Genomic DNA, 15,364 nt, shown 5'->3' on the forward strand with positions numbered 1-15,364 from the left:
AAATGATGATTGATTTTAAACCAAGATATTTTGTTTTGATATTTCTATGTACCTGTTTGGCTTTTGCTGGCTGTAAGGATGCATGGAAAGACCATACCGAGATCAATATCGAAAGATTAGACCGGACCCTTTTTGAGCAGATCAGTAACGATGCCAACCTGAGTACTTTTACTTCTTATGTGGTAAAAACAGGTTACGATGCTGTCCTGAAATCGTCTAAATCTTTTACTGTATGGGCGCCCAGTAACGAAGCATTGAAAAGTATAGATGCTACTGTAGTAAACGATACAGCTGCATTAAAGCGCCTGGTGGGGAACTATATCGCCAATCAGAGCTATTTCACCACATCACCAAAACCTTCTATGGTCATCAGGATGCTGAATGGCAAGAATACCATTTTCACCAAAACTACTTTCGAAGAAGCAAATATTAGTCAGGCTGATGTTTACGTAAAAAATGGTGTATTGCATACCATAAACGCCGCATCAATGCCCAAAGCCAATGCCTGGGAGTTTTTGCAGAGCCTTGGTACTGCTAGTTTGCAGAAAGACTTCATCAAAAGCCAGGAGCAGGAAGAGGTAGATACCAGTAAAGGCGTTTTGCTGTACAAAGATCCGGTAACCACAAAAGGGGTTTACCAGGAAGGTACAACCTTTAAAGTAATCAGGAACAGGTATTTTCAACGGATTGCCAACATCAGCAGCGAAGATAGTCTGATGACGTATATCATTTTAAGCAATACCGCTTTTACCGCCGAACAAAATAAACTGGCTGCCTATAACAAACATGCCAATGCACTTTATGCCGATACCTTAACCAAGTGGAGTGTAGTGAGAGACCTGGTTGTAAATAAGGTATATGGATTAAATGAACTACCCGATTCGATGACTACCGTTACCGGGGTGAAAATCCACTTAGATAAAAGTGCAATTGTGGAAACCCGTTTGTTAAGCAATGGTATTGCCTATGTGGTAAATAGCATTGGTTACAAACTGATGGAGAATAAAATCCCAACGGTTATCATTCAGGGTGAAATGCCCGATTCGTTACGTGTGCCTGCCAACCCACTGGCGAGGATCAAAAATGATCCACAGGGTAAACGTTTCACCGACCTGCAAACAGGAAGTATTACCTCTAGTCCGAGCCCGCTTTACTACTATCGCTATAAATCGGCCGTTCATTCAGTTAAGTATGAGGTGTATTGGAGAGCGATAAACGATATCCTGGTAGCGCCAATCAGTATGAAAGTAGATTTTAATACCAGCAGAAGTTTTGGTAGCGTACTTTTCCCGCTGGCGACTGTAGGTTACCGTTCCGTGCCATCCATAATTGGTTTGACGCAGGGTAGCGATGCTTACCGCGATGCTTATAAAGAAGTCTATTTAGGTACTTATACCGCTGATACTTATGGAACGCTGTACACTTTTCTGGCTTCATCTTTAGCCGCATCGAGTACCGCACCAACCGCCCTTTCTTTAGATTATATCAAATTAAAACCAGTTAACTAAGCCCTTAAAAGAATTTATGTACAACTATACAAAAACGGTTATCAAAGGAATTTTACCGTGTTTATTGTTCTTTGCACTGAACAACTCTTTGTTGGCTCAGGAAAAAGATTCTGTAAGCACCACGGTAATCAAATTTAAAAGGCCCACCGGACCGCAGGTGAGTGGTGTGGTAATCGGCGCATCGAGCAAAAAGCCATTGCCGGGTATCAGTGTTTTGGTATCAGGTTATGCTGCTGCACTTACAGATGAAAAGGGAAATTTTAAAATTGGTGTACCCAATTACAATGCCGTACTGGTGATTTCGGGCCAAGGTTACCAATCTAAAGAAGAAGCATTGAAGGGGCGCAAAACAATCAGCAAAATTGCCTTGTTCGAAGAACGTTACGTTTCGGTATATGATGCTGCAGTATTGCCATTTGGCACTGCTTTAAAGAACCGCACACCTTACTCGGTTAGCACGGTAAACCTGAACGGAAGCTGGGAGCGAAGCAACGAAACGCCAGATTCTTATTTGCAGGGAAAAATTGCCGGGTTAGAGGCACTTAGAAGATCAGGCACACCCGATATTGGAGCCGATCTTTACCTGCGGGGGTATAACTCTTTATATGCGGCTAACCAACCCTTAATTGTGGTTGATGGTGTAATTTATGATGTAAATACGTATGGGAGTTCCATTGTCGCTAGTCACCAAAATAACCGATTAGCCAATATCGACCTTAAAGATATTGACAATATTACCCTCATTAAAGATGGTGCATCGATATATGGAACCAAAGGTGCCAACGGTGTATTAATGATTACCACAGGCCGGGCTAAAGATGTGGCCACGCGATTGGATTTTTCGGCCTATGGGGGCTACAATGGTACAGTAAGCCGGTTACCTGTAATGGAAGCCGATAATTACCGCATTTTCTTGTCTGATCTGCTTAAAACCAAACCGGGCATGACCGATGCGCTGATTAAAGCAGAACCTTATATGAATGATAATCCGAATCCAGATTATTACAATTATCATCAGAATACCAGCTGGCAGGATCAGGTAATGAGCAGTGGCATCAGTCAGAATTATTACCTGAAAGTAACCGGAGGAGATGATATTGCTACTTATGCTTTATCTCTGGGCTACCTGAACAACGATGGTTTAACCGATAGTACCAATTTAACCCGTTACCAAACCCGTTTTAATGCCAATTTGAATCTTTCGGCTAAATTAAAATCGCAGGTAAACCTCGCTTTTACCCGTAGTGAGCAAAACCTGAGAGATCAGGGACAGGCTTATGCCACCAATCCCTTATACCTGGCATTGGTTAAAGCGCCTTTTCTTTCTCCTTTTGAGCTGTCAGAAACAGGTGTTCAATCGCCAAACCTTGCCGATACCGATATGTTTGGTACAAGCAACCCCAGCGCAGCGATTAAAAACATCCAGGCACTTAACCGCAGTTACCGTTTTTCAGGTTCTGTTGGTTTTAATTATGAATTTAATAAAGCTTTCAAAGCCAATACGCTCGTAGGTATTACTTATGATAAAGTACGCGAAAATTATTTTACACCAATGCTGGGTATTACCCCGGTTTTATTGCCTACTGCAGTTGGTTACAATAAAGCAGCAGCAGGCGTACAGCGTTTGTTTGCGGTAAATACCGATACCTGGGTGTCGTACAACAAAGATTTAAATGAGGTAAGTAAATTAAGTGCAAACTTAGGTTTCAGGTTGCAACACAGCAGTGCCGAAGTAGATAACGGCGCTAGTTTTAATACGGCCAGCGATGATTTTGTAACCCTGGGCGGTGCGCAAAGTACGCTACGTGTGGTAGGCGGATCTTTAGGCAAATGGAACTGGTTGAACAACTATTTTAATGTGAATTACGAAGCTTACAACAAGTACTTCATATCGTTCAATATTGCCGCCGATGCTTCTTCGCGTTTTGGCAAAGATATACCTAATGTGTTGAATTTTAATGGCGTAAAAATGGCTTTGATGCCGTCTGTTGCAGCTTCTTGGCTGATCTCATCAGAAAGCTTTATGGCTAATAACAACTTTGTAGAAAGCCTGAAACTGCGGGCCAGCTATGGCTTAACCGGCAATGACGATATTGGCAATTATACCGCCAAATCGTACTATGTATCACAGAATTTTTTAGGCAGACAGGGATTGGTTAGGGGAAATATTGGCAATACTGCCCTAAAATGGGAGCGAAGTGCCAAATTAAATGTTGGAGTGGATGCTTCCTTTTTGAAGGAAAGATTAAACATCAGCTTAGATCTTTACCAGAACAAGATTAGCGATATGCTGATTTACGAACCACTGCTAACGGCAACAGGTTTCAGCTATGCCCTAAGTAATGGCGGTACCATGACCAATAGTGGTTTAGAACTTTCAATAAACGGCAGATTGATAAACCAGACCGATCTGAAATGGGATATGGGCCTTACTTATAGTTTAAACAGGAATAAGATTAGCCAGTTGGGTGGTAACGATCTGTTACTTACACAATATAGTGGAGCCACCATTATCACGCAGATCGGCGATGCCGCTAATTTATTCTACGGTTATAAAAGTAATGGTGTATATACTTCAAATGCTGATGCCATTGCCTCGGGCCTGAGCAATAAAACAACCGATGGCGCTTTTATTCCTTTTCAGGGTGGAGATATGAAATTTGCAGACTTGAATGGCGACAAAGTTATAGACGAACGCGACCGCCAGGTGATCGGCAATCCAAATCCAGATTTTGTTGGCGCTTACAGCAATAAACTAAGCTATAAACGCTGGTCGTTAGATGCTCTTTTCACTTTTAGTTATGGCAACGAAATCTATAATAGTACACGTGCCATTTTAGAAAGCATGAACGGTTATAACAACCAAAGCCTTGCGGCGGTAAACCGTTGGCGGGTTGATGGACAGGTAACCGATGTGCCGCGTGCATCCTGGGCCGATCCATCGCGTAATAGCCGCTTTTCCGACCGTTGGATCGAAGACGGTTCATACCTGAAACTAAGAACAGTATCGTTAAGCTACAATGTGCCTATAAAAGCCAATTTTATCCGTTCGGCAACCGTTTATGCCATCGCCAATAATGTATTTACCGCGACTAATTATCTGGGTTACGACCCTGAGTTTAGTGCCGGAAGCAGCGCATTTGCCAGAGGCGTAGATATAGGTTTAGAACCCAGCTTTAGATCGATGTTCCTGGGTGTTAGAATCGGCTTGTAACTTTTAAAGAAAAATATTGAGATGAATAAAAATTTATATATCACCATTACCAGCTGTTTATTGTTCCTACTGGTATTGAGCAGCATCTTGTCCTGCAAAAAGGCATTCGATATTGAACCCGAAGATGCCTTAGAAGCTTCGCAAACCTATAGAAATGTGTACGATGCCGATGCAGCTGTATTGGGCATTTATGGCAAATTTGCGAAGCTTGCCGATAAATACATGCTCTTGAACGAGCTGCGTGGCGATTTGCTGGATGTAACCTCCAATGCCAATAACTATTTAAAACAGCTGGGCACGCAAACCGTTGCAGCCGATAATCCCTATGCAGATCCGAAGCCTTTTTACGAAGTAATTATCAACTGTAATGATGCCCTGAAGAACTTCAACATCATGCGGGAGAAAAAGCTGTTGGATAATACCCAGTATTACCAACGTTATACCGATATCCTGTTTCTGCGCAGTTGGTTATACCTGCAACTGGGCATCCATTATGGCACTGTTCCTTATGTAACCGATGCCTTAACCACCATTGCCGACCTGCAGGATGAAAGCAAGTTTCCTAAACTCTCTTTTGAAGAGCTGTTAAGTCGCCTAATAGCTGAAACAGAAGCCACGCCAAGAGAATATTTAAATCAGAATACTTCAGCTGCCAGTCCAACGCTCATTTTGCCAATGGATGTATATATCGTTAAAGATGGTGTTTTTAAGTTTTTTATCCAGCGCCGCTCATTTTTAGGCGACCTGAACCTTTGGAAAGGAAATTACCTAAAGGCTGCAGGTTATTATAAAGATGTGATGGAAACAGGTACCAATTCGAGTACCGGCAGCGACCAGCAGATCGATTTGTATGATACCTACCGAGTAGGTGATGACAACTCACAGGATCATTCTTTAAAAACCACAGCTGTACTTAATCCATGGACCAAGATATTTTATGCACCATTGGCCGATCGTATTGCCAACTGGGAACGGATGTGGACATTGCCTTTTAGCAGCAACTTTTCGCCAGGCAATCCATTGTTTGCACTGTTTTCTAAATCAGGCGATTATCTGGTAAAACCATCCGGTTTATCAATCCGCAACTGGAACAACCAGATCCGTACAGATGGAAGTTTAACCGATAGAAGAGGCTTGGATATGTCGTACCGATTGGTGAACGGCATTGAGCCCGAGGTGATGAAATATTCACAGAATTATAATTTAAACACGCCCTTTGATAAAACAGGAGTTTGGGTGATTTATCGCGCTGCTGTTTTACACCTGCGTTATGCAGAGGCGGCCAACCGATTAGATCGACGGGTTTTGGCTGGCGCTTTGGTAAACAGTGGGATTAAAGCTGCTTTTGGTACCAAAGCACTTTATAATGGTGTGCCTGATAGCTATCCCTTTGATTTTAATGGCGATGGAGGAACGATCAGGGGCAACTGGTACCGCAATTCCGGCATCAGGGGGCGTGCTGTAAACCAGGATTACCCAATCACTGTAGCCAATACCGTTTTAGAAGTAGAGGACAGAATTATGCAGGAGGAAGCCTTAGAGACCGCATTCGAAGGTTATCGCTGGCAAGATTTGTTGCGCATCGCTTTGCGCAGGCAGGCTACTGAGCCAAATTATCTGGCCGATAAAATCGCCGCCAAGTTTGAAGCCGCAGGCGACGGCGCATCGGCCGCTCTGGTACGCTCGCGTTTGGCCAATAAAGAAAACTGGTATTTACCTTTTAAATTAAAATAAGATCCTACATCATCCTATTATATAAATCGCAATTAAAATCTACCAAATGTTAAATAGAAAGAAACCCGGTCAGTTGATGATCAACCACAGTGTGAAAAAATATTTTAAAAGTTTAGTTAGTATATTGTTTTTAGGCTTAACAGTGCATATTGCCCAAGCGCAGCAACTGGCTTTTCCAGGAGCGGAGGGCTTTGGCCGTTTTGCCATTGGCGGACGTGGAGGCACGGTGTATCATGTAACCAACCTGAACGATACCGGTGCCGGCTCTTTTAGGGATGCTGTGAGTAAATCAGGCAGAACGGTTGTGTTTGATGTTTCCGGTGTCATCAAAATCGGTGGCAAAATTGCCGTATCGCCAAGAATTACTATTGCAGGCCAAACCGCTCCAAAAGAAGGCATAACTATTTATGGCAATAGTGTTTCTTTTAAAGATTCGACCATTGTGCGCTACATGCGTTTTAGGGGCAGCATTAACATGTCTAAAGGTTCGTGTACGGTAGTTGCCGATGACCTGAACGATATTATATTCGACCATGTTTCAATCGAATGGGGGCGTTGGGATAACCTGCACATCAAAAAAAGTAAAAATGTAACGCTGCAATATTGTGTAGTTGCCGAAAGTATCGATCCACAACGTTTTGGTGCCCTTTTAGAAGTGCCAGAATATGTAACCATGCATCATTGTCTGTTTGCAGGAAACCAGAGCCGGAACCCTAAGGCAAAGGCCAAAATCGAATTTATAAACAATGTGGTGTACAACTGGGGTAAAAGTGGTTTTGTAGGCGGACATTCGAGCGCTGATCATTATCAGGATCTCGTAGCTAATTATTTTATCTCCGGACCAAGTTCTACCGATAGTTTTTTAAGCATGTTCAGCAAAACAGATCATGTTTACCACCAAGATAATTATACCGACCTCAATAAGGACGGAAAACTAAATGGCCGTCTCATTACTGATGAAGACTTTATCAAGGAAACAGCCACGCTTCTCAAAGAACCTTCACTTCTGCCAAAAAGCAGTGTTAAAATAAGCACGGCAGCAAAGGCTTATCAAACAGTTTTGGCAGAAGCGGGTTCTTCATTAAAAAGGGATGCAGTAGACCTTCGTATTATGGACTATTTAAAAAGCATCGGTACAAAAGGTGCTATATTTAAAACCGAGGCCGATGCCGGGGGACAACCAGAGGCGAAGTTGGTTAAATTAAGCGTAAAGGATGCAGACCAAGACGGGATTCCAGATGCTTGGGAAAAATCAAAACGCTTAAACCCGACAGATGCTATGGATGCACAGAAAATTAATGCAAATGGCTATAGCAACCTGGAGCAATATTTAAATGATTTAGTAAAATAAGCGGTATGTGTAGAATTAAAAACCAATTTAAGCGCTTGATGCTCTTCGTAATGCTTTTCATCTGCACGACTGTTTTTGCACAGATTGATCGGGAGGCATTGGTAACGCGGCATACCGTTATCGTAAAAAAAATAGACTCCCTTTCTTCCTTATCGGTTGGCAATGGTCGCTTTGCTTTTACCGTTGATGCTACAGGACTGCAAAGTTTTCCGGATCGCTATGCCAAAGGCGTTCCACTCGGTACCCAATCGCAATGGGGATGGGGATCGTACAAAAATGAAGGTAAGTTTAACATCACCGAAGCCTATAAATATTACGATCAATACGGCCGCAAAGTACCCTATACCGTACAGTTAAATACACCACTTAGGGCTAAAGAGGCTACTAATTATTTCCGCCAGAATGTACACCGTTTACAATTGGGGAATATTGGTTTCGATCTGATTAAAAAGAACGGACAGCTCGCCAAAGCCAACGATATCAAAGACATTAACCAAAACTTAAACCCCTGGACGGGTGAAATTAAGAGTAGTTTTACCTTAGAAGGAATTCCTGTTGAAGTAACTACGGTTGGACATCAGGATCTTGACCTGATCAGCGCATCGGTTTCGTCGCCTTTAATTGCAGTTGGAAGATTAAAAATCAGGGTTAGGTACCCCGTAGCTACTGGCGAATGGGCTGATGTAGGAAATAATTGGAGCAATAACAACAAACACCATTCACAGCTAGTGGCACAAAGTACCGATGGCGCGGTAATTAAGCGCCAGATCGATTCTGCAATTTATTATACTTCCTTTTCGTGGAAGGGTAAGGCTCAGTTGACGGAGAAACAGGCACATTATTTTACCATTACACCCAATAAAGCCAGTCGACAGTTCAGCTTCAGTTGTCTTTTTTCACAGCAGCGAAGCACACAGGCTGTTCCTTCTTTTGCATTGAGCCAAGAAAATAGCCAGGAGCAGTGGAAAGCCTTTTGGATGAGTGGTGCTGCGGTCGATTTTAGTGGAAGTACTGATAAACGTGCATTTGAACTCGAACGCAGGATTATCCTTTCGGAATACCTCACTAAAATACAATGTTCGGGCGATTTTCCCCCACAAGAAACCGGCTTAACCTACAACAGCTGGTTTGGTAAACCACACCTCGAAATGCATTGGTGGCATGGGGTTCACTTTGCACTATGGGGCAGACCTGAGTTGTTAAACCGGAGTACCGACTGGTACTTTAAGGTTGCGGATAAGGCAAAGAAAATTGCGCAGACACAAGGATTTGATGGCTTACGCTGGCAGAAAATGACCGACAATAAAGGTAACGAAAGCCCCTCATCAATCGGTGCCATGTTGATCTGGCAACAGCCGCACCTCATTACCTTTGCCGAACTCGAATACCGTGCACATACAGATGAAAAAGTATTGCACAAATACAAAGACCTTGTATTTAAAACAGCCGATTTTATGGCTTCATTTGCCCATTTCGATGCTGCAAAAGGATGTTATGTACTCGGACCTGGGCTAATTCCCGCGCAAGAGCGTTTTAAGGCCGAAACTACCTTTAACCCTACATACGAGCTGGCTTACTGGGAATGGGGTTTGAAGACCGCTCAAGAATGGCGTTTGCGTTTAGGTTTGCCACGGAACCCAAAATGGGATGAAGTGGTGACTAAATTATCACCTCTGCCGATACAAAATGGTGTGTATCTGGCCGCAGAAAGTGCGCCTGATTCTTACACCAATCCCGAATATAAAACCGATCACCCTTCCGTATTGGGGGCATTTGGTATGTTGCCAGAAACAAATTTATTGGATAAAGCAACCATGCGCAAAACCTTTGATCTGGTTTGGAAAGACTGGAGTTGGAATGATACCTGGGGATGGGATTTTCCTATGACGGCCATGACGGCCACACGCTTAGGCATGCCCGAAAAAGCGATTGATGCCTTGCTGATGCCTGTACAAACCAATACTTACCTTATTAATGGCCATAACTACCAGGACGACCGCCTGCGTATTTATTTACCTGGAAATGGTGGTTTACTTACCGCTGTGGCTTTAATGTGTGCTGGCTGGGACGGAAATAATACCACAAATCCTGGCTTCCCAAAAGATGGAACGTGGAAAGTGGAATGGGAGGGCTTTAAGAAGATGATGTAGGAGGGAATGGAATAGGTAAGATGAGATGTATGATGGGAAGTGTGGGATGTGAAATCGGAATAGGTTAGGCTATTAGTCCGGCGCCGGGTATTAACCGGGCTTAAGCCCAAAACCTTAAAGGGTTGCTCGTTAAAAAGGCAACCCTTTTTGTTAGAATTTCAGTATGTTATCGTTAATGGTTATTTTCAATAGGATTTTTTAACAAATTCGCCTTCTTGCATCGCAATCTGATTACCCCATGCGGTAATCGCTTCTAAAATGGGCGTGAATGTTTTTCCAAAATCGGTTAGACTATAAATCACTTTTATCGGCGGTTTATCGCCGTAAACTTTTCTTGATACCAGGCCATCTTTTTCTAATTGCTTTAATTGCAGACTCAATGTCATTTCGGTAACAGATGGTATGTCTTTGCGAAGCTCATTGTACCTTTTTGCTTTATCCTTTAAATGATAAAGAATAACAGCCTTCCATTTGCCACCCACCAAGCTCATCGCAAGGCTAACCGTGCAAGGATAAATTTCCTCCTTTAGTTTTACGTAATCGCTAATACATTCTGTTTTCATTCTACTGTTTTAACCTATCCTTTTGGATAGTTATTGCAAATTTATGTTACTATATATAGTTTTGCAACTATAATTTTTATAGTTTCTAAAATCATATAAATGAGACCAGATTTTAAAGCAAATGAGGTAATCGAAAAAGACAAGCCATTGATCACTATCGTCGGTGTTCTGGGCAAACAGGGGCGCAGCGCAGCACTTACGCTATTACAAAGCGGGCGTTATCGTGTACGGGGCATTACACGCCGTGTAGATTCACCAGAGGCACTTAATTTGACTGAAATGGGCGCTGAGCTCTTGAGTTTACCGCTTGATTTGGGGTATGAGAAAGATTTCGTTGAAGCATTCCGGGGATCGGAAGGCGTTTTCATCATGACACCAAGTATTGTGCCGCCGCATACCCACGAAATGGAGCTGGGTAAACAATTAGCGGATGCGGCGGTTGAGGCAGGAGTTAAGCATATTATCTTCAGCAGTTTGGAAAATGTAGAAAAAATTACAAACGGAAAAAAGTTTGCTCCTCATTTTACTGATAAAGCAATGATTGAAGAATATATCCGAACGCTTCCAATCACAAGCTCGTTTATTTACATGGCCTTCTTCTACACCAATCTAATGGAGTTTTATCCCCCGAAATTGGTTGGAGATACGCTTGTATTTCCGATTTATTTACCTGAAGATTTTCGTGCCCCATTTGTTGATCCCCTTACCGCTACGGGGCCAGCGGTTTTAGAGATATTTTCTAATCCAGATCAGTATGCAGGTAAATCTTTGCCTGTTATCGGCGACATTATTTCGCCCCGGGAAATGATAGATACATTTATTCGGGTCACAGGAAAAAAGGCTGTCTATAGTTCCGCGTTTACCCAAGAAGAACTACTTCGCCATTTCCCTGAATTCGGTACAAATGAGCTTTTGGTAAAGGAAATTTTAGGAATGGCAGAATATGCTGTCGATTATGGCTATTTTGGCAGAGAACGTGATTTGTTATGGAGCCGCCAGGTTAACCAAAGCAGTTTAAGTTGGGAACAATTTCTGCGCAGTACCGGATGGCAAGGCCAAAAGCAAACTTACTGATTGCTTTCAATCACCTACTTTATCGAAGGTAGACTTTGGAAATAGTTTGATAAGGATTATTTTAAATTTTATTTAGTTCAGATATGGTGTTTTTTTAGCTTATTGCAGGTTAAAATGCTACTATCGAAAGTTCTAACCAGCTTTTCTGTGTAAAATTGTCTCCAAAGATAGCCACGAGAACAGTTTAGATAATGGTTTTATGCTTTTTACCGATAAAACACCGTCAATGTACCTTATTAAATAAATTTCCTTATGAAAAGAGTTTTGTTACTTTCAGTTTTCGCCTTTTCCACCATCATTGTCTTTGCACAAAGCGTAAACTGGGTGGAGCGGAACGGCGCCTTAAAAGTTGTTGATGGAAAAATCTTAAACCGTAAAAATATTGAGCCACAGCTGCGTGGTGTAAGTTTGTCATGGAGCATCTGGGGAGGCAAAAAGTATTATAACCAAGATGTTGTAAACTGGCTTACATCTGATTTTAATATCAATTTATTGCGTGTGTCTATGGCGGTTCAGCCAGATAATGGTTATCTGCAGAATCCCCTTGGACAGGAAAAGCTCATAACCGAGACAATCGATGCTGCCATTAAGAAAAATCTGTATGTACTGATTGACTGGCACGATCACCATGCGGATGAGCATCTGGATCAATCAAAAATGTTTTTTGCAAAAATGGCCAAAAGGTACACCGGGAAACCGAATATTATTTATGAGATATTTAATGAGCCAGAAAAAATAGCATGGCAAACCGTTAAGGATTATGCCGTGCAGGTAATTGCCGAGATCAGGAAATACGATGCTGAAAATGTAATTGTTGTTGGTAGCCCGCATTGGGACCAGGATATAGATGTGGTTGCCAAAGATCCAATCAAAGGATTCAGCAACATTGCTTATTCTTTTCATTTTTATGCGTCTGAACCAAGCCATCAAGAAGTTTTAATGAGGCGGGCCGATAATGCAATTTCTGCTGGTCTGCCCATTTTTGTAACAGAGTGGGGTGTGGGCGAGGCTAATGGCGATGGTATATTCGATACCAGTAAAACCAATAAATGGTTTTCTTGGATGGAGAAAAACAAACTGAGCTGGGCAAACTGGAATATTACCGATAAAAAAGAAACAACTGCACTGTTAATGCCTGGTGCATCTCCAAAAGGAAAATGGAAGCCTGAAATGCTTAGTCCGGCAGGAAAATACATTAGGGCGAAGCTCCGGAAGCTGAACAAATAATATCATGTTTCCTGGCTTAAATAGATAAGCCCATTCCTGAAAAATTCCACGCAAACAGAAATTATTGCATCAGATAAGCAGCAATTTCGCCTTGTGATTGTGAGCATTTCTCTGATTATATTGATATCACTTGAATCGAAGTAAAGCTATTTAACCAGTTCATAAAGGAACGTCATGATTCCCTATTCTTTTATGTTATGGCCATGGCTTTAGGTGGAATGAACTTTATAATCCATTCAAAAAATTTTCATAATAAAAAGGTGCTTGTTGGTGTGTTTTTTATATAATAAATCGATTTAGATGAACGAAAAATAATATATTAGTATCTTAGAACCAAAGATCCTTAATCTCCAGATAATATGAAAAATAGAGGTTTACCAATCCTATTCCTGATAATACTGTTGCAGGTATATGGTGAAAATGTTTGCGCCCAGACTGCAAAACTACCAACTAAGTGGACTGAGCAGGCGATGGCGGCCCAAAATCCTTTTCCCGATTATCCCCGGCCCCAGATGGTACGCGGAGAATGGAAGTCGTTAAACGGTAAATGGGATTATATCGGTGGAAAAAATAAACTTAATGCATTCAATCCGAAAATGCCGATTGCATTTGATGGAAAACCAGAACAGATACTTGTTCCATACTGCCCTGAATCGGTGATCTCAGGTATTGAGCGCAATCAGGAGGTTAACATGTGGTACCGCAGGCGTTTCGAAATCCCCCAGAACTGGAAGGGTAAAAATATTTTAATCAATTTTGAGGCTGTCGATCATGATGCAACTATTTTCGTTAACGGAAAAAAGGCAGGGTCTCATGCGGGTGGCTATGATGCCTTTTCGCTGGATATCACCCCATTGCTAAAATCTGGGCGTAATGAGTTAATTGTTGCCGCTCACGATTCCAATGACGGCAGAATGCCTTCGGGTAAAAATGGACCACGGGGAGATTATACCTTCAGCTCGGGTATCTGGCAGAGCGTATGGCTTGAACCGGTGGGGGCAGCTCACATCAAAAATATCAGGCTATTGCCCGATCTGGAAAATAACAGGCTCAAGGTAACTGTCGATGCAAATTCCTCTATGGTATCCGCGGTAGCACTTGATGGCAATAAGATCGTATCCCAGGCGCAGGGAAGTAACGGAAAGGCTTTTTATCTGCCCATCCCAAATCCAAAGTTATGGTCTCCCGATGAACCTTTTCTTTATGATCTTAAAATCACGCTCAAAGATCAGAACGGTGAAACCGTTGATGAGCTAAAGAGCTACTTCGGTATGCGCGACATCAAGTTGGGCAAGGTGTCTGGTGTGATGCGTCCGCTGTTGAACGGAAAGTTCATCATGCAAGTTGGTCTTCTCGATCAGGGCTATTGGCCAGATGGAATTCTGACCGCTCCCACCGAGGAGGCACTGAAATCTGATCTGGAATTTACAAAAAAGGCAGGCTTCAACCTCATCCGCAAACATATGAAAACCGAGCCGAAACGTTTTTACTATTGGGCAGATAAACTGGGCGTGCTGCTTTGGCAGGACATGCCCGCAATCTGGTACCAGAATGAGGATACCGCAAAAGTACGCTCCGTTTTTCGTAAGGAGCTCAAGGCGGTAATGGATGAACATTACAACTCACCCTCAATTATTGCCTGGGTACCCTTTAATGAGAACTGGGGTGCTTTCGATGTACCGGCGATTACGGACTGGGTAAAAAATTACGATCCTTCACGACTGGTAAATGGAAATTCGGGATTTAACAACAATCCCGGTTATCAGAAAGCAGCCGGTGATCCAGGTAATGGAGACTTTGTGGATACCCATATTTATATAGGCCCTTATGATGCCTCTAGGCCGGACGATAAAAGGGCGGCATCTTTGGGGGAGTTTGGCGGTGTGGGGCTTTTTGTTAGGGGGCACATGTGGCCTGTGGAAAACAATGCATATGCCTATGAACCCACCAGTGCTGCGTTGACGGATAGGTATGTACTGCTGATGAGCCAGGTTGAACAGCTGATGAAGTACAAAGGCCTTAGTGTAGCGGTTTACACCCAGACAACCGATGTGGAGCATGAGGTTAACGGATTGCTGACCTATGACCGTGCGGTTGAAAAAATGGATATTAAGAGGGTAAATGAAATAAACAGGGCAGTGATAGCTGAGGGAAAAAGGTTAAATGCTCTGGGAGGACACTAGAATACATGACAGGATGGGTTATTGGATTATTGATAAAGAATTGCATTTTTACTGTTAGGAAGATATAACTGATAGGAATTAATATTAATCCATAACCACCGGTAGGAAATAAATATAGAAGAATGCTAAAGACAAAGAATCTTCTTGAGAATGTTAGATTGAATTTGCATGATATTTTAATGTAGAAAAGCACCTCAAAAAGTGAAGTGCCTTTTTCTTTAAAAAGAACGGAATGTTATTTAATACTGACTAATACTTTAATTTTTGATACTGTTGGTTGGTTAAAATCATCTTTTTTGCTTGATTTTCAGTGTGTTAAATTGATGATTATGAGTGATTTTATAGTTTTATTTTATTATC

Annotated in this window: 9 protein-coding genes; 8 read left to right on the forward strand and 1 reads right to left on the reverse strand. The window is 42.2% G+C overall.

What is annotated here, in order from left to right:
* The first annotated feature begins 2 nt into the window (after positions 1 to 2).
* Genes J7E57_RS22890 through J7E57_RS22910 form a run of 5 tightly spaced genes read left to right on the forward strand, consistent with a single transcriptional unit; the run spans position 3 to position 9,957 of the window.
* A complete protein-coding gene (locus tag J7E57_RS22890; protein ID WP_215125715.1) occupies positions 3 to 1,508 on the forward strand; it encodes a fasciclin domain-containing protein in 1,506 nt (501 codons plus the stop codon).
* Positions 1,509 to 1,524: 16 nt separating this feature from the next.
* The gene (locus J7E57_RS22895) at positions 1,525 to 4,722 is read left to right on the forward strand and encodes a SusC/RagA family TonB-linked outer membrane protein (RefSeq protein ID WP_215125714.1); all 3,198 of its coding nucleotides are present in this window, start codon (positions 1,525 to 1,527) and stop codon (positions 4,720 to 4,722) included.
* Positions 4,723 to 4,743: 21 nt separating this feature from the next.
* Complete coding sequence (locus J7E57_RS22900; protein WP_215125713.1) at positions 4,744 to 6,456, forward strand: RagB/SusD family nutrient uptake outer membrane protein; 1,713 nt, start codon at positions 4,744 to 4,746, stop codon at positions 6,454 to 6,456.
* 46 nt (positions 6,457 to 6,502) lie between these two features.
* Positions 6,503 to 7,807, forward strand: a complete 1,305-nt coding sequence (locus tag J7E57_RS22905; protein ID WP_251030013.1) for a polysaccharide lyase family 1 protein — start codon at positions 6,503 to 6,505, stop codon at positions 7,805 to 7,807.
* Positions 7,808 to 7,812: 5 nt separating this feature from the next.
* A complete protein-coding gene (locus J7E57_RS22910; protein ID WP_215125712.1) occupies positions 7,813 to 9,957 on the forward strand; it encodes a hypothetical protein in 2,145 nt (714 codons plus the stop codon).
* A gap of 185 nt (positions 9,958 to 10,142) precedes the next feature.
* Here the strand turns inward: J7E57_RS22910 and J7E57_RS22915 are convergent, their stop codons facing one another.
* Positions 10,143 to 10,520 (reverse strand): winged helix-turn-helix transcriptional regulator, encoded by a 378-nt coding sequence (locus tag J7E57_RS22915; RefSeq protein WP_215125711.1) that lies wholly within the window; start codon positions 10,518 to 10,520, stop codon positions 10,143 to 10,145.
* A 99-nt stretch (positions 10,521 to 10,619) separates the two neighbouring features.
* On the opposite strand from J7E57_RS22915, the gene J7E57_RS22920 reads away from it, so the two are divergent.
* The 3 genes from J7E57_RS22920 to J7E57_RS22930 all read left to right on the forward strand — a co-directional run bounded on the left by J7E57_RS22920 (position 10,620) and on the right by J7E57_RS22930 (position 15,004).
* On the forward strand, positions 10,620 to 11,594 hold the full coding sequence (locus J7E57_RS22920) for an NmrA/HSCARG family protein (RefSeq protein ID WP_215125710.1): 975 nt from the start codon (positions 10,620 to 10,622) through the stop codon (positions 11,592 to 11,594).
* A 252-nt stretch (positions 11,595 to 11,846) separates the two neighbouring features.
* The gene (locus J7E57_RS22925) at positions 11,847 to 12,821 is read left to right on the forward strand and encodes a glycoside hydrolase family 5 protein (RefSeq protein ID WP_215125709.1); all 975 of its coding nucleotides are present in this window, start codon (positions 11,847 to 11,849) and stop codon (positions 12,819 to 12,821) included.
* A gap of 359 nt (positions 12,822 to 13,180) precedes the next feature.
* Entirely contained in the window at positions 13,181 to 15,004 is a 1,824-nt protein-coding gene (locus J7E57_RS22930; RefSeq protein WP_215125708.1) for a glycoside hydrolase family 2 protein, read from the forward strand.
* Positions 15,005 to 15,364: the final 360 nt, after the last annotated feature.

Origin of the sequence: Pedobacter sp. ISL-64 (assembly GCF_018613605.1) — a bacterium.
Taxonomy (GTDB): domain Bacteria; phylum Bacteroidota; class Bacteroidia; order Sphingobacteriales; family Sphingobacteriaceae; genus Pedobacter.